Origin of the sequence: Pseudomonas sp. LTR0 (assembly GCF_036630035.1) — a bacterium.
GTDB lineage: Bacteria > Pseudomonadota > Gammaproteobacteria > Pseudomonadales > Pseudomonadaceae > Aquipseudomonas > Aquipseudomonas putida_Y.
Map to the genome: position 1 here is coordinate 3,194,132 of NZ_CP123734.1, position 18,653 is coordinate 3,212,784.

The 18,653-nt window shown below is 62.4% G+C and carries 20 protein-coding genes; 8 read left to right on the forward strand and 12 right to left on the reverse strand.

The annotated features are described in order from the left end of the window. Positions 1–140 precede the first annotated feature (140 nt). Positions 141–1,523 carry an aspartate aminotransferase family protein gene (locus QCL51_RS14735; RefSeq protein WP_338443598.1) on the reverse strand — a complete coding sequence of 461 codons (1,383 nt, stop codon included), beginning with the start codon at positions 1,521–1,523 and terminating at the stop codon, positions 141–143. 42 nt (positions 1,524–1,565) lie between these two features. Next, on the reverse strand, positions 1,566–2,408 hold the full coding sequence (locus QCL51_RS14740) for a helix-turn-helix transcriptional regulator (protein ID WP_010953510.1): 843 nt from the start codon (positions 2,406–2,408) through the stop codon (positions 1,566–1,568). Positions 2,409–2,690: 282 nt separating this feature from the next. Here QCL51_RS14740 and QCL51_RS14745 point away from each other — a divergent pair, with 282 nt between their 5' ends. Both QCL51_RS14745 and QCL51_RS14750 read left to right on the forward strand, forming a co-directional pair. Then, a complete protein-coding gene (locus QCL51_RS14745) occupies positions 2,691–4,073 on the forward strand; it encodes an APC family permease (RefSeq protein ID WP_021783118.1) in 1,383 nt (460 codons plus the stop codon). 235 nt (positions 4,074–4,308) lie between these two features. Continuing rightward, entirely contained in the window at positions 4,309–5,682 is a 1,374-nt protein-coding gene (locus tag QCL51_RS14750; protein WP_274103072.1) for an 8-oxoguanine deaminase, read from the forward strand. Between the two features lie 87 nt (positions 5,683–5,769). Here QCL51_RS14750 and QCL51_RS14755 read toward each other — a convergent pair whose 3' ends face one another. Further along, a complete protein-coding gene (locus tag QCL51_RS14755) occupies positions 5,770–6,261 on the reverse strand; it encodes a GNAT family N-acetyltransferase (protein WP_021783120.1) in 492 nt (163 codons plus the stop codon). 162 nt (positions 6,262–6,423) lie between these two features. Here QCL51_RS14755 and QCL51_RS14760 point away from each other — a divergent pair, with 162 nt between their 5' ends. Then, on the forward strand, positions 6,424–7,014 hold the full coding sequence (locus QCL51_RS14760; RefSeq protein ID WP_338443604.1) for a biliverdin-producing heme oxygenase: 591 nt from the start codon (positions 6,424–6,426) through the stop codon (positions 7,012–7,014). Between the two features lie 199 nt (positions 7,015–7,213). Beyond that, a complete protein-coding gene (locus tag QCL51_RS14765) occupies positions 7,214–7,588 on the forward strand; it encodes a hypothetical protein (RefSeq protein ID WP_028698074.1) in 375 nt (124 codons plus the stop codon). 27 nt (positions 7,589–7,615) lie between these two features. Here QCL51_RS14765 and QCL51_RS14770 read toward each other — a convergent pair whose 3' ends face one another. Then, entirely contained in the window at positions 7,616–7,771 is a 156-nt protein-coding gene (locus QCL51_RS14770) for a DUF2986 domain-containing protein (RefSeq protein ID WP_021783123.1), read from the reverse strand. Positions 7,772–7,984: 213 nt separating this feature from the next. Here QCL51_RS14770 and QCL51_RS14775 point away from each other — a divergent pair, with 213 nt between their 5' ends. After that, positions 7,985–9,739 (forward strand): phosphoethanolamine transferase CptA, encoded by a 1,755-nt coding sequence (locus QCL51_RS14775; protein ID WP_103462603.1) that lies wholly within the window; start codon positions 7,985–7,987, stop codon positions 9,737–9,739. Positions 9,740–9,751: 12 nt separating this feature from the next. On the opposite strand, the gene QCL51_RS14780 is transcribed toward QCL51_RS14775, so the two are convergent. The 4 genes from QCL51_RS14780 to QCL51_RS14795 are packed head-to-tail and all read right to left on the reverse strand — an operon-like array spanning position 9,752 to position 13,156. Further along, positions 9,752–10,282 carry a PqiC family protein gene (locus QCL51_RS14780; protein WP_021783125.1) on the reverse strand — a complete coding sequence of 177 codons (531 nt, stop codon included), beginning with the start codon at positions 10,280–10,282 and terminating at the stop codon, positions 9,752–9,754. Positions 10,283–10,293: 11 nt separating this feature from the next. Then, positions 10,294–11,934: an MlaD family protein gene (locus tag QCL51_RS14785; RefSeq protein ID WP_021783126.1), complete on the reverse strand. Its 1,641-nt coding sequence runs from the start codon at positions 11,932–11,934 to the stop codon at positions 10,294–10,296. Further along, the gene (locus QCL51_RS14790) at positions 11,934–12,563 is read right to left on the reverse strand and encodes a paraquat-inducible protein A (protein WP_103469086.1); all 630 of its coding nucleotides are present in this window, start codon (positions 12,561–12,563) and stop codon (positions 11,934–11,936) included. Before QCL51_RS14790 ends, QCL51_RS14785 begins: the two co-directional genes overlap by 1 nt. After that, on the reverse strand, positions 12,560–13,156 hold the full coding sequence (locus tag QCL51_RS14795; protein ID WP_014860839.1) for a paraquat-inducible protein A: 597 nt from the start codon (positions 13,154–13,156) through the stop codon (positions 12,560–12,562). The genes QCL51_RS14790 and QCL51_RS14795 overlap by 4 nt, the downstream gene beginning before the upstream one ends. A 150-nt stretch (positions 13,157–13,306) precedes the next feature. Between QCL51_RS14795 and QCL51_RS14800 the strand changes: the two genes are divergently transcribed. Further along, complete coding sequence (locus QCL51_RS14800; RefSeq protein ID WP_021783128.1) at positions 13,307–13,777, forward strand: YMGG-like glycine zipper-containing protein; 471 nt, start codon at positions 13,307–13,309, stop codon at positions 13,775–13,777. Between the two features lie 44 nt (positions 13,778–13,821). Here the strand turns inward: QCL51_RS14800 and QCL51_RS14805 are convergent, their stop codons facing one another. Continuing rightward, on the reverse strand, positions 13,822–14,733 hold the full coding sequence (locus QCL51_RS14805; RefSeq protein ID WP_021783129.1) for a LysR family transcriptional regulator: 912 nt from the start codon (positions 14,731–14,733) through the stop codon (positions 13,822–13,824). A 150-nt stretch (positions 14,734–14,883) separates the two neighbouring features. After that, a complete protein-coding gene (locus QCL51_RS14810) occupies positions 14,884–15,069 on the reverse strand; it encodes a hypothetical protein (RefSeq protein WP_021783130.1) in 186 nt (61 codons plus the stop codon). A 161-nt stretch (positions 15,070–15,230) separates the two neighbouring features. Between QCL51_RS14810 and QCL51_RS14815 the strand changes: the two genes are divergently transcribed. Together QCL51_RS14815 and QCL51_RS14820 are read left to right on the forward strand one after the other, a co-directional pair. Next, positions 15,231–15,617: a VOC family protein gene (locus QCL51_RS14815; protein ID WP_021783131.1), complete on the forward strand. Its 387-nt coding sequence runs from the start codon at positions 15,231–15,233 to the stop codon at positions 15,615–15,617. Between the two features lie 41 nt (positions 15,618–15,658). Beyond that, complete coding sequence (locus QCL51_RS14820) at positions 15,659–16,228, forward strand: hypothetical protein (protein WP_274103079.1); 570 nt, start codon at positions 15,659–15,661, stop codon at positions 16,226–16,228. A 51-nt stretch (positions 16,229–16,279) separates the two neighbouring features. Here the strand turns inward: QCL51_RS14820 and QCL51_RS14825 are convergent, their stop codons facing one another. Further along, positions 16,280–17,959, reverse strand: a complete 1,680-nt coding sequence (locus QCL51_RS14825; protein ID WP_274103081.1) for an MFS transporter — start codon at positions 17,957–17,959, stop codon at positions 16,280–16,282. A 261-nt stretch (positions 17,960–18,220) separates the two neighbouring features. Further along, positions 18,221–18,640, reverse strand: coding sequence for a VOC family protein (locus QCL51_RS14830; protein ID WP_021783134.1), 420 nt, complete (start codon positions 18,638–18,640; stop codon positions 18,221–18,223). Positions 18,641–18,653 lie beyond the last annotated feature (13 nt).

The window sequence follows — 18,653 nt, forward strand, 5'->3', positions numbered from 1 at the left end:
CAGTCCGCAAGCGCGCCGCGCCTCCTCTGTGGGAGCGGACGTGCCCGCGAATCAGGCGACACGGAGGATGGCACCGGCTTCGCCGGTGTTCGCAGGCATGCCCGCTCCCACAGGGGAAACCGGTTGCCCTTGGCAACGGCTTAGAGCTTGCCGACCAAGCGAGCGGTGCGGTCCACGGCAATGCGGGTTTTCTCTACCAGCTCATCCAGCTCGCTGTGGTTGGCGATCAAGGCCGGGGCCATGATCATTCGGCCCAAGGTCGAGCGTATGATCACCCCTTCCTCGAAACCAAAGGTGCGGCACTGCCAGGCCAAGTCGTTCTCGTTGGCAAAGCGCTTGCGCGTCGGCTTGTGCTCGGCGAACTGCAGCGCCGCCACCAGCCCGGCCCCTTGCACCTGGCCGATCAATGGGTGATCGACAAACACTTCCCGCAGAATGCGCTGCAGGTACGGCCCCGTGTCGTCCTTCACCTGGCGCACGATGCCTTCGTCACGCAACGCCTTCAGGTTGGCGATGGCCACTGCCGCCGCCACCGGGTGGCCGGAATAGGTCAGGCCGTGGGCAAAGACCCCGCCGCGCTCTACCAATGCCTCGGCTATGCGTTTGCTCAGCACCAGGCCCCCCATGGGCACATAGCCGCTGGTCAGGCCCTTGGCAATCGACAGGGTGTCGGGCTCGAAGCCGAAGTATTCATGGGCGAACCATTCGCCGGTGCGACCAAAGCCACCGATCACCTCATCGGCGCACAGCAGCACGTCGTACTGGCGGCAGATACGCTGGATTTCCGGCCAGTAGCTTTCAGGCGGGAAGATCATGCCGCCCGCCCCCTGGAAGGGTTCGGCAATGAAGCCGGCAACGTTTTCGGCACCCAGCTCGAGGATCTTTTCCTCCAGTTGCAGGGCGCAGCGGCGGCCGAACTCGGCCGGGGTCAGTTCACCGCCCTCGGCGTACCAGTAGGGTTCGTCGATGTGTGCCACATCCGGAATCAGCCCGCCCATGTCGTGCATGAACTTCATGCCGCCCAGCGCCGTGGCCGCCAGGGTCGAGCCGTGGTAGCCGTTCCAGCGGCCGATCATGATTTTCTTGCCTGGCTGGCCAACCACCTGCCAGTAGCGGCGTACGGTGCGGATCAGTACCTCGTTGGCCTCGGAGCCAGAGTTGGTGTAGATCGCGTGGCTGTAGTGCCCCGGCAGCAGGCTGAACAGCAACTCGGACAGTTCGATCACCGCCGGGTGGGTGGTGTGGAAGAACATGTTGTAGTAGGCCAACTGATCCATCTGCGTGGCCGCAGCGGCCGTCAGGTCACGGCGGCCATAACCGAGCTGGGTGCACCACAGGCCGGACATGCCATCCAGGTAGCGCTTGCCCTCACTGTCCCACAGGTGCAGGCGTTCGCCACCGACGATCACCCGCGGCCCTTCGGCGTTCAGCGCCTTCTGGTCGAGGAAGGCATGAATGTGGTGGGCTGCATCGGCTGCCTGGTAGTCACGGGTCTGGCGTTGCGGGGCGAAAGGCGCGTTCATTGTTGGTTTTCCTTTGCGGTGGGGTTGCAGGGCGGCTGGCGTTCAGCGCAGCTTGCCCATGTAGCTTTCCAGCGGGTCCTTGCCCAGCACGCCCTGGGCATTGGCCAGTGCATCGATGAACAGGGAGAACAGTTCGGACTGGGTGCCGATGTCGAGCTTGGCGTAGACGTTCTTGCGGTGCGACTTGATGGTGTCCTCCGACACGCCCAGCCGCTCGGCCAGCGACTTGGTCGAGTGGCCACGCAGGATCAGCTGGGCGATACGGCATTCACGCTCGGTCAACAGCGAGCTGCCGAAGTTGTTCAGGGCGGCATGGATACGTTGCTCGAGGATGTTCTCGAAGCGGCCTGCGCGGCTGTCCAGCCCGGCAAAATGCTTGCCGAGTACCGCCAGCACCCAAGGCGTGATGAGCCCGAACCGCGTGCGGCTTTGCCCATCCAGCTTGTCGGTGAAGGCCAGCGACACCGCCAGGCTTTGCCCGGGCGCCACCTGCAGGATGTAGTTGAGTTCATCCTCCAGGTGCGAGTGGCGATAGAACGATTGGTAGTACTCGCTGACCTCGAAGTGATCGGGTGCCACTTCGAACAGGCCGTAGCAGCCGGATTCGACCTGTTCCACGCAAGCACCGTAGAACGGGTCGAGCAGGTAGAAGCCCGACAGGTAGCGGCTGACATTGCCCTCGGGCTGCCAAGGCGCCTTGTCATCCTGCTCGAACAGCGCACAGGGCATGCCGTCGTGCGGGTACAGGTACACCGTGGTCGCCTGGATCGGCCGGATCACACCCAGTGCCGCAAACAGGCTGGCGGCAAAGCCCGGCCGGCCGATCGCCTCGGTGACCTTGGCCTGGTGCTCGAACCATTGTTCTGAAAGCAGTTGATTAGTCACTGTGGGCCTGCCGTTTCTTTTCAGTGGCACCGCCGCCAGTGCGGTGCGTCGTTGAGCAGATACTCCCACGGCGCTGCTGGCACCGGAATCACCCTTTGGGGTGAGCCGGGCAAGGGCAGTGGCCGCTCACCCCAAAGGGTGATTCCGGGTACCTGCAGGGTGTGGGAGCATCGACCTGCCCCAGCGCTGCGAGCTTTCCGCTCGACCTCCTTGCACAACACCCAACGGTTGCGAGCCCGCTCGCCTGCCGCGGTGTCCTGCATCCCTTTTCAGGAGTTAGCAATGCATACAACAACAAGTACAGCCCATAGCCCCGCCCCGCATGCACCCTCGCAACCCGGCACCAGCACAGGCCGCTTCCGCAAGTCCATGAGCATGACCGCCCTGGTGCTATTTGGCTTGGCCTACATGGTGCCCCTGGCCGTATTCACCACCTACGGGCTGGTCACCCAGATGACCAAAGGGCACCTGCCCACCGCCTACCTGCTCACGCTCGCCGCCATGCTGCTGACCGCTTACAGTTACGGCCGCATGGTCCAGGCCCATCCCTACTCCGGCTCGGTCTACACCTACACGCGCAAGGCCTTCGGCAGCCATATCGGCTTCATCACCGGTTGGACACTGCTGCTCGACTACATCTTCCTGCCGCTGCTCAGCTACCTGCTGATCGGCATCTACATGTCGGAATACTTCCCGACCATCCATGCCTGGGTGTGGGTGGCGGGCTCCATTGCCCTGGTCACCTTCCTCAACCTGATCGGCATCGAGTCGATCACCCGGGTCAACTGGATACTGGTAGTGGTGCAACTGGTGTTCATCATCGTCTTCGTCGCCTTGTCCATTCTCAAGCTCAGCGGACAGGCGGAGCCGGTGTCGCTGCTGGCCCCCTTCCACCACGAAGGCTTCAGCGTGCCGTTGATCATGACCGGCGCCGCCGTACTGTGCCTGTCGTTCCTCGGTTTCGATGCGGTGTCGACCATGGCTGAGGAAACCAGCAACCCGACCTACCGCATTCCCGTGGCGATTCTTGCGGTGTCGTTGATCGGCGGGCTGCTGTTTCTGGTGGTGTCTTACTGCGCACAGATGGTGTTCCCCGACTGGGGCAGCTTCGCCGACCCGGATTCGGCCTCGGTGGACGTGATGCGCCGGGTGGGCGGCGAGCTGCTGGTAACCGCCTTCACCGCGACCTACGTGGCCGGCTGCTTTGCCTCGGCCATGGTGTCCCAAGCCAGCGTGTCGCGCGTACTGTTCGCCATGGGCCGCGACGGCGCATTGCCGCGGGCATTCGGCCAGCTTGTGACGAAAAAGCGCGTGCCGGCCACTGCCATCCTGGTGGTCAGCCTGCTGTCGCTGATCGCCCTGGTGATCACCCTGGATACCGTGGCCAACATGATCAGCTTTGGTGCACTGTTCGCCTTCTCGGCGGTGAACCTGGCGGTGGTCAAGCACTACCTAGTCGACCAGAAACTGCGCGGTTGCCGCAACGGCCTGCTGTACGGCGTAATTCCCGGGCTGGGCTTTATCAGCACGCTGTGGCTATGGAGCAGCCTGACCAGCCTGTCGTTCACCATCGGTCTGTGCTGGATGGGCATGGGCCTGTTGGTGCTACTGGGGCTGACCCGGGCGTTGCGCGTGAAGCTGCCAGAGCTGCAGATGGCCGAGTGACACCTGAAGACTTGCGCGCCTTTGCCTCGCGGGAACCGGTGCTGGAACGCAAGGCCGGGCGCCGAGGCGGTGCGCGCATTCATGGGTTTAACCTGCGCCGGCCGCTTCGCGGTCTTACCTGCTGAGAGGCCGGCACTGGTGCTCCGGGCTGTATACAATCAGCAAAAAGCTTGCTTACAATACCTAGCGCCTATGACATCGGTAATCGCCGATGCGTATTGCGCAGGCTTGCACCATGTCATCTACAAACCCTGTAAAAACGCTACTCGTCAAAAACGCCGCGCTGCTGGTCACCATGGACGGCGAGCGCCGCGAGATCAAGAACGGCGGCCTGTTCATCGAAGACAACCTGATCAGGCAAGTCGGCCCCAGCGATACCCTCCCGCAGCACGCCGACGTGGTTCTGGACATGGCCGGCAAAGTGGTCATCCCAGGGCTGGTCAACACCCACCACCACATGTACCAGAGCCTCACCCGCGTGGTACCGGCAGCTCAGGACGGCGAGCTGTTCAACTGGTTGACCAACCTATACCCGATCTGGGCGCGCCTGACCCCCGAGATGATTGCGGTGTCGACCCAGACCGCCATGGCCGAGCTGATTCTCTCCGGCTGCACCACCTCCAGCGACCACCTGTATATCTACCCCAACGGTTGCAAGCTCGACGACAGCATCCACGCGGCTGCCGAGATCGGCATGCGCTTCCACGCCGCGCGCGGCAGCATGAGCGTGGGCCAGAGCCAAGGCGGCCTGCCACCTGACTCGGTGGTGGAAAAGGAAGCCGACATCCTCAAGGAGTCGCAACGCCTGATCGAGGACTACCACGATGCCAGCCACGGCTCGATGCGCCGCATCGTGGTCGCGCCATGCTCGCCGTTCTCGGTCAGCCGCGACCTGATGCGCGAAGCTGCCGTGCTGGCGCGCCAGTATGGGGTGTCGCTGCACACCCACCTGGCCGAGAACGTCAACGACATCGCCTACAGCCGCGAGAAGTTCGGCATGACCCCTGCCGAGTACGCCGAAGACCTTGGCTGGGTCGGCCACGATGTATGGCATGCCCACTGCGTGCAGCTCGACCAGCACGGCATCGAGCTGTTCGCCCGCACCGGCACCGGCGTGGCCCACTGCCCATGCTCGAACATGCGACTGGCCTCGGGCATCGCCCCGGTGCGCAAGATGCGCGACCATGGCGTACCGGTGGGCCTTGGGGTCGACGGCTCGGCCTCCAACGACGGCGCCAGCATGATCGGTGAAGTGCGCCAGGCCCTGCTGCTGCAACGGGTGGGCTTCGGCCCTGACGCGATGACTGCACGCGAAGCACTGGAGATTGCCACCCTGGGTGGCGCGAAAGTGCTCAACCGCAATGATATCGGCGCCCTGGCCCCTGGCATGGTCGCCGATTTCGTCGCCTTCGACCTGGGCCATGTGGCGTATGCCGGCGGCCACCACGACCCATTGGCAGCACTGGTGTTCTGCACCCCGACCCAGGTGCATACCAGCGTGATCAACGGCCGCATCGTGGTAAAAGACGGCCAGCTGACCACTGTCGACCTGCCGCGCGTACTGGAGCGCCACAACCAGCTGGCACATCAGTTGGTCAGTGGCACTTGATGCCAGGCATCAGCTCGGCATCGCCGGGTTGAATGAAGGTAGTGCGCAGCCCTTTTGGACTGCGCTGTCACGCAGCGAGATGTCCACTCAAAGGTCCATGACCATCTCATGCCAGGCCATGCCGCCGTGTTCCGACGGTGACGGTTTCACATACTGGTAGCCCAGCTTCTGGTACAGGGCCACATGCTGCTCCTTGCACATCAGGTGAATGGCCTGCTTGCCCGCCGCGTGCATGCGTCCAATGAATTCGTTCATCAACACTTTGGCGTAGCCTTTGCCCTGGTGGGCCGGGTCTACAACCACCGACATGATCACCACGTTCGCTGCCGCCGGGTCATGGCCGACCAGCTCTTTGAATGCCTCGTCGGACATCACGACCTCGTGGGCGCAACCACTGTTGATGAAACCAACGATCTCGCCGTCACTTTCCAGCACCAGGAAGCCTTGTGGGTACTGCGTGATACGCGTGCGGATTTTCTCCAGCGTGGCTGCCTCATCCCCTTCATAGGCGCCAATTTCGATGGCGTAGCAACGCTCGGCATCTGCGGGGACGGGGGTGCGAAACTGGAGGGCGCTCATGGCAAGTATCCTTGGCAATGGTAAAGGCAGCCGCCATGATAAATGAGCATCGTCCTTGCGCTCCATCATTGCGAACTCGCTCAGGTCGGGCGTGTGATGCTTGCTGCTTGCCAAGGACGGCAAGCATCATGGAAGCCTTGCTCTATTGCCACGGATACGCCGATGACCGCTGTAACTTCCCCCACCACCGAACCAAGCCGCTGCAAACGCCTGAAAGCGGCCAGCAGCAGGGATCATGACAGCGTTGATCAACTGGTGATGGCAGCGCGGCCTTTCGAGAACCGCGTGCGCTATGGACGCTTCCTGCAGGTGCAGCACCGCTTTCATGGCAGCCTGCTGGCGTTGTATCAGGATGAACAACTCAACCAGCAACTGCCTGGGCTGGCGGCGCTGTCGCGTTTCGCGGCGGTAGAGGCCGACCTGCTCGACCTGGGCCTGCCACTGCCAACGTCCACCCAACCGGTCTGCGTCAGCTCGGCCCAGGCCCTGGGATGGCTGTATTGCAGTGAAGGTTCGAACCTGGGGGCGGCGTTTTTGTTCAGGCACACACAACGTCTTGGGCTGGATGGCGACAAGGGCGCCCGCCACCTGGCCCCCCACCCGGATGGCCGAGCGCTGCATTGGCGCGAGTTTGTTGCCAGGCTGGACAGCCTGGTGCTGGAGGAACAGGAAGAAGCAGAGGTGGTGGCAGGGGCAATTGCTGCATTCGACAGTTATCGGGGGCATCTGCGTGAGGTATTTGCAGGCAGTTGACTGAGCGCAATGGCACCTGTTGCGGGTACTGCCCAGCACCAACCACCCCGGCAAAGTTCTTCAAGTTGTTGCTGCAGCGAACTTTTTCTTGATTCCCTGTCTATGTGTGAGGCGCAGAAAGGTAGCGGAACGCGAGACAAGGTTCGCCCCACACCTGCTGGCCAGATGGCTCAATTGTTATCAGAGGTTGGCTACGCTCATGAAAATACATGTCGCAAGGTTGGTGCTGCTCGGCCTGTTCTCGTTCGCGGCGGTGGGCACGGCATCGGCAACACAAATGAAAGCCACCGAGGCAGTTGCACCGGCCGTTCAATCACCGTTGCAACCAGCCGGCAACCCTTGGTCCAGGGTGGCCAGTGCAGCCGTTGAACAGCCGGCCACGCTGCTGGCGCATGATGACGATCGCTGGCATGGCCACCGAAGCGACTGGCGCCGCGAACAGTGGCGCCGTGAACAAGCCCGGCGGGACTGGGAGCGGCGGCGCGACTGGGAACGGCGCCGAGATTGGGAGCGCCGCCATGAGCGCGCCATGCGCCAGCGTCATCATGACGAGCATCGCTACTACCGCCGTTGAAGCCCAGGCGAGCGTGCAGGCGCGGTGTCAGTCGGCCAGCTGGTGAGCATCGCCCGCCGCCTCTGCCTCCATCTTCAAGCGGTCAGCCTTGCAGATGTACCTGGGCTTGCGCGGCGCCAGTTTGGCACTGGCCTTCTTGGCATGCGCCTGCAACAGTTGCTTGATCTTCTTACGACGGTTCATGGTCCACGGGGCCTGTCAGTACGGTTTAGCTGCCGCCATCATACCTCGGCAGCCTGGGGAAAACGCGGGCAAAGGCCAAGTTCATGCCTGCTACGGCCGCAGCAAGACACATGATTCGCCGCGTTGACGTTATTTTCACAGTCCGCAGATTAGCGTCACGCCCTTTCCGGCCACGAGCACAACCGCTGGCCGCCAAGGTACGACGAGGCATACGTGTCACACACTACATCCCCCGCCGCGCACAAGCGCGTGGACTGGGCCGGCTTGGGCTGGCTCTTGCTGTTCTTCTGGTATTTCTCCGGCGTAACCCAGGCGCTACTGCTGTTCAGTGGGACTACCGGCTTCGCCGGTTTTCGCGATGCGCTATTCCTCAGCAGCCTGTGGCTGGCACCCGTCCTGTTGCTGCCGCGCTTCACCCGCGCCACCGCGGCAATCATCGGCCTGGTGCTGTGGGCTGCATCGCTGGTGGGCCTGAGCTACTTCGGCATTTATCGCCAGGAGTTTTCACAAAGCGTCATCTTTGTGATGTTCGAGTCCAACACCGCCGAGGCCGGTGAGTACTTCAGCCAATACTTCAGCGTGGGGCTGGGCCTGGCACTGGTGCTATACACGCTGGTTGCGGTACTGCTTTGGCGGCGCGTGCGCCCGGTCAGCCTGCCGCTGCGCAGCCGCCTGCCGGTGGTCGTGCTATTGCTGGTGGCCAACCTGGTGTGGCCGTTCTACAAGCAGATGGTCACCCAGGAACGCAACTTCGCCGATGCGCTCGAAAAAGTGCAGCAGCGCATGGAACCGGCCGTACCTTGGCAGTTGCTGGTCGGCTACCGCCAGTATCGCCAACAGCTGGACAACATGCAGAAGCTGCTGGCCCAGAATGCCGCATTGCCACCGCTGCAAAACCTGCGTGACAGCAGTGGCAAGGCGCCACGCACCCTGGTACTGGTGCTGGGCGAGTCGACTACCCGCGAGCACATGCACCTGTATGGCTATAACCGCGACACCACGCCCAACCTCGACGCGCTGGCCGCCAGTGACAAGGGCCTGACCGTGTTCCGCGACGTAGTATCGCCGCGCCCCTACACCATCGAAGTGATGCAGCAGATCCTCACGTTCGGCGACGAGCAGAACCCGGACCGCTTCCTCAGCGCCCCATCGCTGATCAACCTGATGAAACAGGCAGGCTACAAGACCTTCTGGATCACCAACCAGCAGACCATGACCAAGCGCAACACCATGCTTACCACCTTCTCGCAGCAGACGGACGCGCCGGTGTACCTGAACAACCAGCGCAACCAGAATGCCAGCCAGTACGATGACGTGGTGCTGGCACCGTTCGAGAAAGCCCTGCAAGACCCTGCGCCCAACAAATTCATCATCGTGCACTTGCTGGGCACGCACATGGACTACCGCTACCGCTACCCGGACGACTACGCGCACTTCAACGACAGGCAGGGCGTGCCAGGCACGCTGACGGCGGACCAGGTAGAAACCTATAACTTCTATGACAACGCGGTGCGCTACAACGACTATGTGGTGTCGACCCTGATCAAACGTTATTCGGCAGGCAACCCCAATGGGTTCCTGATGTACCTGTCCGATCATGGTGAAGACGTGTACAGCTCCGGTGACCACGACCGCCTGGGGCGCAACGAAGGCGCACCAACCCGGCCGATGTATACCATTCCGTTCCTGCTGTGGACCTCGCCTAGCTGGCAGGCCGACCACCCGCGTGACTTGCAGGCAATGGCCAACCGCCCGTACAGCAGCTCACACCTGATTCACACCCTGTCTGACCTGGCCGGGTTGAGTTATGACCTCTATGAACCGGCCAAGAGCCTGGTCAGCCCACAGTTCTTGGTAGCGCCACGCTGGATCGGCGACCCATACCGCAAGGATGGCTTGCGCGAGTTCGATCAGCTACCGCGGGACAAGGCCGACGGGGTACAGGAAACAGCCAGCACCCGGCAGTAATGAGGCCACGGGTCATGCAGGGCAGCTTCCCTGCCGGGCACTCCCCCGCACCGCCTCGGCCAACTTGCGCAGGTTGGCCTGGTGCGCATTCACCAGGCTGGTGATGCTGTTGTCCGCGGCAGTCTGCACCGACGTACGGCAGGTCAGCTCGGCCTGCCCTTGCTGCTTGAGGCGCCACACGGCCTCCAGCGAGGCGTAGCGCCCTGGTACCGTGTCGAAGCGCTGCACATCCACCCGCAGCGACGCCTTGCCACCGCCCGCCGGGCCGCCCAACTGGTCCTGCAGGGCGCTGCGGAATTCATCCACCAGGTTGGCGCCCCACCACTCCGTCTCCAGGATGGCCAGGCCGCTCTGCCCTTGCCGCACCACCAACTGTGGGCGGTCGACCTGGGGCGGCACAGCCACCCTGACTACCTGTATGCGCTGGCCGCTGCCACGCACCGGTTCGCTCGGTACCAGCGTGTGGTAGTTGTTCGGCGTACTGCTGCAGCCCCCGAGCCACACCAGCAGGCTGGCCACACATACATTGCGCAGTCGTTGCATCGGCTGTCTCCTCAGGGTTCAAGGTCTGCGGCCCCGGCCGCTTTCGGCCGGCCACGAATCAGCGACTCGGGGTGGCGGCCCAGGTAATCGGCAAGGTCACGTAGCGAACGCGACATGCGCTCCAGCTCGTCCAGTGTTTCGCTCATTCGCTGGCGCTGTGGCGAGTCTTCGGAAATGGCCGAGTTGGCCGTACGCAGGGTCTTGTGCACCTCGTCCAGCGCCACGTTCACGTCCGGCAGTGTCTGGCCATTGAACTGCCTGAGGCTGGCGCGCAGCTCACGCAGGCTGCCGTCCAGGTTACCGGCGATGCTTTCCAGCGGCAGCTTGGCAATGCGCTCCACTACCCGCTGCAACTGTTCCTGCAACTGCTCAAGGCTGCCGGGCAGCGTCGGGATCGTGATGGGGTTGGCAGCCATGTCGAAGGTCACCTTGGGTGCATCCGGGTAGAAATCCAGCGAAATAAACATCTGCCCGGTGATCAGGTTGCCGCTACGCGCCTGGGCCCGCAGCCCATGTTCGACAAAAGTGCCAATCAGTTTCCGCGCACCTTCCAGATCGCCCTCGGTGTGCTTGAACACTGCCAGCATCTTGCGGTGCACCGGCCCCAGCCGCTGGGGGTAGATCACCGCATCGACCACTACCGGAAAGGTCTGCCGCGCAGCATCGTAGTCAAGCTGGATCGAGGTGACCCGGCCAAACTCCACACCCTTGAACTCCACTGGCGCCCCCACCGAAAGGCCACGCATGGCCTGGTCGAAGCGCAACTGCAGGTACTGCGCCTGGCCATGCGGAGGCGACAGCGCCATGTCGCGGTCGGCGAATAGCTGGAAGCGGGCCTGGTCGGCAGCAGGCTCAGCTTGTGCGGCGAAATCGGGCGAGCCGAAGGCCAGCCCGCCCACCAGAATCGACGACAGCGATTCGGTATCGACCTTCAGGCCATTGGCTCCGATCTGCATGTCGATGCCACTGGCATTCCAGAAGCGCGTGTCAGCAGTGACGAACGTGTCGTAGGGCGCCTGCACGAATACGCCAATCTCTACCCCCTTGCCATCGTCCTGGAGCGCAAAGGACACCACTTCGCCAACCGGGATCTTGCGGTAGTAGATCGAAGAGCCGATATCCAGCGAGCCCAGGTCGCTGGCGACAAGAACAAAACGCTTGCCCTTTTCGTCATAGGTGATCGGCGGAGGCAGCTCCAGGCCGACAAAGGACTTTTCCGGCACTTTCGACTCGCCGGAATCGGCCCCGATGAAACTGCCCGAAAGCAACGTGTCCACCCCGGAAACCCCGCCGACACCGATGCGCGGTCGCACCACCCAGAAGCGCGCCCCTTGGGTAGCAAACGAACGGGCATCGTTGGAAAGCTGAACCTTGGCCACCACACTCTTCTTGTCGTCGGCCAAGTCCACCGTGGTCACTTCGCCGATCACCACGCTGCGGTATTTTACCTGGGTCTTGTGCGCCACCAATCCCTCGCCGCTGTGGAAAGAAATGGTGATCACCGGCCCTTGCTGCATCCAGTTGCGCACCACCAGCGAAGCGCCGATCAGGATCGCCAGGATCGGCACGATCCATACCAGCGACACACTCCAACGTCGGGTGCGCACTTCAACCTGCCCAGGGCCCTCGCGCTTGTCAGTCTGTTGCCCCATCAATGCGGCCTCCCCTCGTTGGCATGGCTATCCCAGATCAAGCGTGGATCAAAGCTCATCGCAGAGAACATGGTCAGCACTACCACCATGCCAAAAAACAGAATGCCCACACGCGGCTCGATGGTGCCCAGCCCGCGCAGTTGCACCAGCGCAGCCACCAACGCCACTACCATCACATCGAGCATGGACCAGTAACCGATCAGCTCGACGAAGCGGTACAGCTGCGAACGCTGCCGGCAGGCCCAGGAAGAACCACGCTGGGCAGTGAACAGCAGCAGGCCAAGGGAAAAGAACTTGATGGCAGGCACACCCACGCTGGCAATGAAAATGATCAGCGCGATGTCCCAGGCCCCGGCTTCCCAGAACTCCAGCACGCCACCGCCAATGGTGCTTTCTGTACCACTGCCGAGCATTTCGGTGTGCATCACCGGCAGCAGGTTGGCGGGGATGTAGAAAACCAGGGCTGCCAGCAGAAACGCCCAGCCACGGCTGATGGCATTGGCCTTGCGCCGGTGAATGACGGCGCCGCAACGGTCGCAGGTGTGCGCGCCACTGCGCGTGTCGCAGGCCTGGCCACAGCCATGGCACAGACACAAGCCAAGGTCGTGCGCATTGGCTGGAGTAGTCATACCTGTTCCCACAAGTCGCGGATGTCCTTGCCGGCAATGTGGATGATCAACATGCTAAGCGCAGCCAGGGCCAGCAGGCCGATACCGGGGATCACATCGAGCAGCCCCGCCAGCTTGATCACCGCCACCATCGCCCCCAGCAGACACACCTCCAGCATGCTCCAGGGCCGCAGGCTTTCCAGGCCACGCATGCACAAGGCGAAACCGGGGGCACGCTGGCCGGCAAGGGCAAAACTCAACACCCAGCACAACAAGGCAATTTGCAGCAGCGGCGCAAAAATGATCGATAGCGCCATGACCAGGGCGATGAAGGTGATACTGCCGTGACTGAGGATCTGCACGGCGTCCCACAACGTGGCCGAGTGGGTCAGCCCCTGCATGCCGATGGTCATGACCGGGTAATAGTTGGCGAATACCAGCAGGACGCCGCCCGTCACACTCAATGCCAGCCGCTGCTCAATGGTCAGTGACCTGTGCCGGTACAGCACGCCGCCACAGCGCTGGCAAAGGGCACGTTGATGTTTGAGCAGCGGTGCCCGGTGGTACACCGTGTCGCAATACTCGCAGATGATCAGATCTTGCGTCTGGCTCATGTCTTGCCCACAGGAAGCCTTGCATCAGGCCAAGAGGCTAATCGGAACGGCGTCTGATATCCGGTGTAGCCTATCTGGGCAAAACTTCCATCACCGCGTCAAAGGCGAACTATCCTGTGGGGCGGGCTTTTCGCCCGGTGGAGGTGTGCCATGCGTACGTTCACGTGGAGTTACCTGTTGCTGCTGTGCGCAGCATCGGCCGCCCAGGCGCAGTCGGTGGTGCCGCTCAAGGGTCAGAGCAGCCAGCAGATGCAACTGGATATCAACGATTGCAATACCGTCGCCACCAATGCCGCAAACGGCACGGCGACGTCCAGCGACCCACATGTCGGTGGCCGGGTTCGCGGTGCAACTGCGGGTGCGGCCGCCGGTGCTGTAGGCGCGCAGGTGCGCGGCAACCAGCATGACGCGCTGTATGACCGGGTGGGTGACGATGCCAAGCAGCAATACCGGCAGAACCGTGCCGGCGAAGCAGCCGCCGCCGGGGCCGCGGTCGGTGGCATGCGCCAGCGTCAGGACCGGCGCCAGGACAGGCGCGGCCAGGACGAGGCAAAAACCCAGGCCCATGCCAGTGCCTACAGCGGTTGCCTGCAGGGGCGCGGCTATCAGGTCAACCCCTGAGCAATGCCACGCCATGCGCCTCCTGCCGGGGAAGCATGGCGTGCTCAGTTCAGGAACTTCGCCAGCTCTTCCCGACAAAATTCCACGAACAACTGCGCCGGTTTGGTCAGCTGGACTCGCTTCAACCGCGCCGCAGCCAGCCCCGACAGCGCCACCGGCTCGGCAATGTCGAGCATTGCCAGGCGCTGGCCGTCATAGGTGTATTCCGAGTGCGGGCGGGTTACCAGCAACGAAAAACCGAAACCCTGACCCACCATTCCACGCACCATCTCAATTGATGGCGAACTGAAGACAATGTTCGGTGCCAGGCCCATATCGTTGAACAGGCTGACGAAGTATGTGCGGCTAGGGGCCACGTCCAGCAGGATCATCGGTTCCGGGCACAGGTCGCGCAGCGAGACCTGGGCCTGGCCGGCAAAGCGGTGGTTCTCTGGTAGCAGCACATAGGGCTTCTGCGGCGGCATCAGAGGTTCGGCCTCAATGGTGCCGTCCAGGTCGTGGTCATAGAGAAACGCCAGGTCGAAGGTACCGGCGGTCAGGCCCTGGATCAGGTCCTGCTGTTCACCGTCACGCAGGCGAATGTCCACACCCGGGTAACGCTGGCGAAAACCGGCTATCAGGCGAGGCAGGTACAGCGGTGCCACGGTTTCGAAACAGCCGATGTCGATTTGCCCGGCGACGGTATCGTTGTCGGCCAGGGCGTTCTGTTCGAACTCATGGGCCATCTGCAGCAGCGACTTGGTCTTGGCGTAGAAGCGTTTGCCGCTGGGCGTCAATGACACGCCCTGGGCGTGGTGGCGGATGAATAGCTGTACACCGAAACTTTCCTCCAGACTCTTGATAGCCGTGGAGATGGACGGCTGGGCGATATACAGCTGGCGTGACGCTTCGGCCACACTGCCCGCTTCCACGGTGGTGACGAAGTACTTCAGTTGTCGCAAGGTATAAGCAGCCACAGGGTACCTCTCTGACGCTGGTCTGGGCAGACTGGGATCGTGCCTCACACTTTACCCTTGGCTATAGCTGAGCGGGCGCTGAGCGCTGAAGGATTTACCTATACCTTGAACAGTTTTTTTGTATGGGCCGGGTTGCCCCGGCCCGGTGCATCACTCAAACCCGGGGTTCGCCCGAATGCAGTCGTCACCAATCTGCTTGTACCCCGACTCACAGGGCATTCCGCAAACTGGAGCCGCGCCGCGCTTACGCCGGGACAGCGTTGCAGGCGGCTCAGTGGTATCTGCCTGATCCTCATCATCGACGTCTGGCAGGTCTTTCATCGGTTCTTCTTGCATGCATTTCACTCCTTGGTGGGTTGCTAAGGCCAGGCCAACGATAGGTCGTGCGTGCGCTGTCGCGCAGCTGGAAACAGGTCCCAGAGGCACTGCAGCCACTGGTCAAAAACGCCCGAGCGTCTTTACTGATAGTCATCGGCCCAGGCAAGCGGTGTGCGCTAATGAAGATCGTGGTCACCAGCATCCTCGTCGACGACCAGGCCAAGGCCCTGGCTTTCTACCACTACGTACTCGGTTTCGAGCCCAGACACGACATTCCCATGGGCCGGCACCGCTGGCTGACTCTGACTTCGCCCAACGACCCCAATGGCGTCGAACTGCTGCTGGAACCCGACGCGCATCCGGCAGCCAAGGTGTACAAGGCCGCGCTCAAGCAGGATGGCATCCCCGCCACCTCGTTCGGCGTGCGTGACATCCAGGCCGAATACATGCGGCTATGTGCAGCAGGTGTGAAGTTCATCCGGCCACCTACCCCAATGGGGCCGGTTACCGTGGCGGTGTTCGATGATACGTGCGGCAACCTGATCCAGATTGCCCAGAAGCACTAGCCGGTTGCCCTTACCCCACTGCGCACCCACAAGGAAAAAAAATGCGCCACGAATTCAGCGAAGTGCTCAACGACCTGGTCGACTACTTTCTGCTCGGCGATATCCAGTTGCTCGAGCGCTTCAAGCAAGACCATCAACTGCCCGACGACCTGGCCCATGCGTTCACCCACGGTGACAGCGGCGACCAGGCTGTGCGCGAAGGTGTCGTGTTGCCGCTGGCCGGTGTCGACAACCTGCCCTACCGCATCCTGTTCACCCTCGATAACCACACACCGGCCCTGCGCGAGGCCGGCAGCCGTCTGAAGCACCGGCGCAATGGCTATGTACTGCGGGTCGAGCACAGTGCGCTGATGCTGTACACCTGGCGCATCCTGCAGCACTTCACGCCCAAGACCCTGGGTGACCTGATGGCGCGTTACCAGGTGACAGGGCGGCCGATCATCGAACTGGACAATGGCTGGTACGACGTGGAAGTGCTGGCGGGGGCACTGGTGCGCGACGGGTTGTACGAGCCGGCGTTCGAGTTCGTGTTGAAGAAGCGCTGGAGCCGGGGTGAGGCGACAGCTGTGGATACCGGGTACGCATTCGGGCTACGTGGCTACTTCGACTGATTGATCGCCTGTGCTTGCCCGCGAAGGAGCCAGCACAGGCAAACTCGACCTTCAGGTGTGATTGATATCCCGATCCTTGGTCTCAGGCAGGAAGAAGATCCCCAGCACCGCCGTCATCAGGGCAATCACGACCGGGTACCACAAGCCGTAATAGATATCTCCGGTCGCTGCCACCATCGCAAACGCCACGGTCGGCAGGAAGCCGCCGAACCAGCCATTACCGATGTGGTAAGGCAGCGACATCGAGGTGTAGCGGATACGCGCCGGGAACAGCTCCACCAGCCAGGCGGCAATCGGGCCGTAGACCATGGTCACGTAGATCACCAGAATGGTCAGCAGCAACAGCACCATCGGGTAGTGGATCTTCGCCGGGTCGGCCTTTTCTGGGTAGCCCGCCTCTTTCAACGCACCACTCAAGGCTGCGGCAAACGCTTCGCTCTGCACCTTGAAGTCCGCCGCAGCCAGGCTGCTGCCGTCAAAACTCGGCAGTACTCGCTCACCTATGCGGATCTGCGCCACGCTGCCGGGTTCAGCCGCTTCGTTGGTATAGGGAATGGCGCGCTTGGCCAGCAGGCTCTTGGCAATGTCGCAGGAGGTGGTGAATTTGGCCTTGCCCACCGGGTCGAACTGAAATGCGCACTGATCTGGGTCGGCCACCACCACTACCGGGTTCTGCTCCTGGGCAACGAACACATCCGGGTTGCCGTACTCGGTCAGGGCCTTGAAGATCGGGAAGTAGGTCAGCGCGGCGATGATGCAGCCGGCCATGATGATCTTCTTGCGGCCAATCCGGTCGGACAGGCTACCGAAAATGATGAAGAACGGCGTGCCGATCAGCAGCGAGCCGGCAATCAGCAGGTTGGCAGTCTGCGGATCGATCTTGAGCATCTGCAACAGGAAGAACAACGCGTAGAACTGCCCCGTGTACCACACCACGGCCTGGCCGGCGGTACCACCGAGCAGCGACATGATCACCACCTTGAGGTTGTCCCAGCGGGCAAACGACTCAGTCAGCGGGGCCTTGGATGCTTTGCCTTCGGCCTTCATCTTCATGAACACCGGCGACTCGTTGAGCTGCATGCGGATGTACACCGAAATCGCCAGCAACAGGATCGACAGCAGGAACGGCACCCTCCAGCCCCAGGCTTCGAACACTTCCGTCCCCATGGCCGTGCGGCATGCCATGATCACCAGCAAAGACAGAAACAGCCCCAACGTGGCAGTGGTCTGGATCCAGGCGGTGAAAAAGCCGCGTCGGCCCTTGGGTGCATGTTCAGCCACATACGTGGCCGCGCCGCCGTATTCGCCACCCAAGGCCAGGCCTTGCAGCAAACGCAAGGTAATCAGGATGATCGGCGCAGCCACGCCGATCGCACTGTAGCTTGGTAGCAGGCCCACCAGTGCCGTAGACAGGCCCATGATGACTATGGTGATTAGGAAGGTGTGCTTGCGCCCGATCATGTCGCCCAGGCGGCCGAACACGATGGCTCCGAACGGCCGTACGGCGAAGCCGGCAGCAAAGGCCAGCAAGGCAAAGATGAATGAGGTGGTTTCATTGACGCCTGCAAAGAAATGCCTGGCGATGATCGCGGCGAGTGAGCCATACAGGTAGAAGTCGTACCACTCGAATACCGTACCAAGGGACGAGGCGAAGATGACCTTGCGCTCCTCCTTGGTGATACCGCGTTGGGGCGCGCTGCTGCCCGTGGATGCGCTGTCGAGAACCGCCATGGGTTGCCTCCGTCATGTTGTCATGCAGGCCGGAGCACCCCACAACCACTTCACCGTCGCACCCAGGCCCTTGAGCTTGCTTTGTTTGCGCGAAGCACGACGAGGCGGGCCGCCTCGGATCGCAGCAAGGTTCATGAAGCATAATCGGGATTGGCTGGATATCCACCCGCCGGGCCCTGCACGAGAGGGCGGCCTGGACGACACGCAGCACCGGGGTGCCGGGCGATAGCGGGTTGGCTGACGATTTTGGCGAGGGCGGTTTCACCCGCCAGACGTTACCGGCCCCTTCAACTCGACCTGATTACCATCCGGGTCATAGCAGTACAGCGAAAGCCCCTCGCCTTCGGCGCCATAACGCTTCTCTGCAGGTTCCACTTTTACCCCGGCGGCTTCCAGATAGGCAGTCAATGCGGCCTCGTCGAACGGCTCGATGCGCAGGCAGAAATGGTGCAGGTTGCGCCCCTCCACCCCCGGCGCCGCCCCACCTGGCTGCCCCAGCGGCCCGTCCAGGGTCACCAGGTCGATCATCGCCGCGCCCGTGGCCAAATGCACCATGCCCAGGTCTTCGCGCACGCGGCTGACCGTGCAGCCGAGCAGCTCGGTGTAAAAGGCAACACTGCGCGGCAGGTCGCGGACCCGCAACACAAGGTGGTCGATTTGCTTGATGGTGAACGGTCGCATGCCAGGCTCCTTG

Excerpts from the sequence above, each read along its gene's own strand:
- QCL51_RS14830 (WP_021783134.1), bottom strand. The coding sequence starts at position 18,640 with ATGCGACCGTTCACCATCAAGCAAATCGACCACCTTGTGTTGCGGGTC.
- QCL51_RS14735 (WP_338443598.1), bottom strand. The coding sequence starts at position 1,523 with ATGAACGCGCCTTTCGCCCCGCAACGCCAGACCCGTGACTACCAGGCA.
- QCL51_RS14815 (WP_021783131.1), top strand. The coding sequence starts at position 15,231 with ATGAAGATCGTGGTCACCAGCATCCTCGTCGACGACCAGGCCAAGGCC.
- QCL51_RS14795 (WP_014860839.1), bottom strand. The coding sequence starts at position 13,156 with ATGAGCCAGACGCAAGATCTGATCATCTGCGAGTATTGCGACACGGTG.
- QCL51_RS14825 (WP_274103081.1), bottom strand. The coding sequence starts at position 17,959 with ATGGCGGTTCTCGACAGCGCATCCACGGGCAGCAGCGCGCCCCAACGC.
- QCL51_RS14750 (WP_274103072.1), top strand. The coding sequence starts at position 4,309 with ATGTCATCTACAAACCCTGTAAAAACGCTACTCGTCAAAAACGCCGCG.
- QCL51_RS14780 (WP_021783125.1), bottom strand. The coding sequence starts at position 10,282 with ATGCAACGACTGCGCAATGTATGTGTGGCCAGCCTGCTGGTGTGGCTC.
- QCL51_RS14765 (WP_028698074.1), top strand. The coding sequence starts at position 7,214 with ATGAAAATACATGTCGCAAGGTTGGTGCTGCTCGGCCTGTTCTCGTTC.
- QCL51_RS14770 (WP_021783123.1), bottom strand. The coding sequence starts at position 7,771 with ATGAACCGTCGTAAGAAGATCAAGCAACTGTTGCAGGCGCATGCCAAG.
- QCL51_RS14745 (WP_021783118.1), top strand. The coding sequence starts at position 2,691 with ATGCATACAACAACAAGTACAGCCCATAGCCCCGCCCCGCATGCACCC.
- QCL51_RS14790 (WP_103469086.1), bottom strand. The coding sequence starts at position 12,563 with ATGACTACTCCAGCCAATGCGCACGACCTTGGCTTGTGTCTGTGCCAT.
- QCL51_RS14820 (WP_274103079.1), top strand. The coding sequence starts at position 15,659 with ATGCGCCACGAATTCAGCGAAGTGCTCAACGACCTGGTCGACTACTTT.
- QCL51_RS14800 (WP_021783128.1), top strand. The coding sequence starts at position 13,307 with ATGCGTACGTTCACGTGGAGTTACCTGTTGCTGCTGTGCGCAGCATCG.
- QCL51_RS14810 (WP_021783130.1), bottom strand. The coding sequence starts at position 15,069 with ATGCAAGAAGAACCGATGAAAGACCTGCCAGACGTCGATGATGAGGAT.
- QCL51_RS14755 (WP_021783120.1), bottom strand. The coding sequence starts at position 6,261 with ATGAGCGCCCTCCAGTTTCGCACCCCCGTCCCCGCAGATGCCGAGCGT.
- QCL51_RS14760 (WP_338443604.1), top strand. The coding sequence starts at position 6,424 with ATGACCGCTGTAACTTCCCCCACCACCGAACCAAGCCGCTGCAAACGC.
- QCL51_RS14785 (WP_021783126.1), bottom strand. The coding sequence starts at position 11,934 with ATGGGGCAACAGACTGACAAGCGCGAGGGCCCTGGGCAGGTTGAAGTG.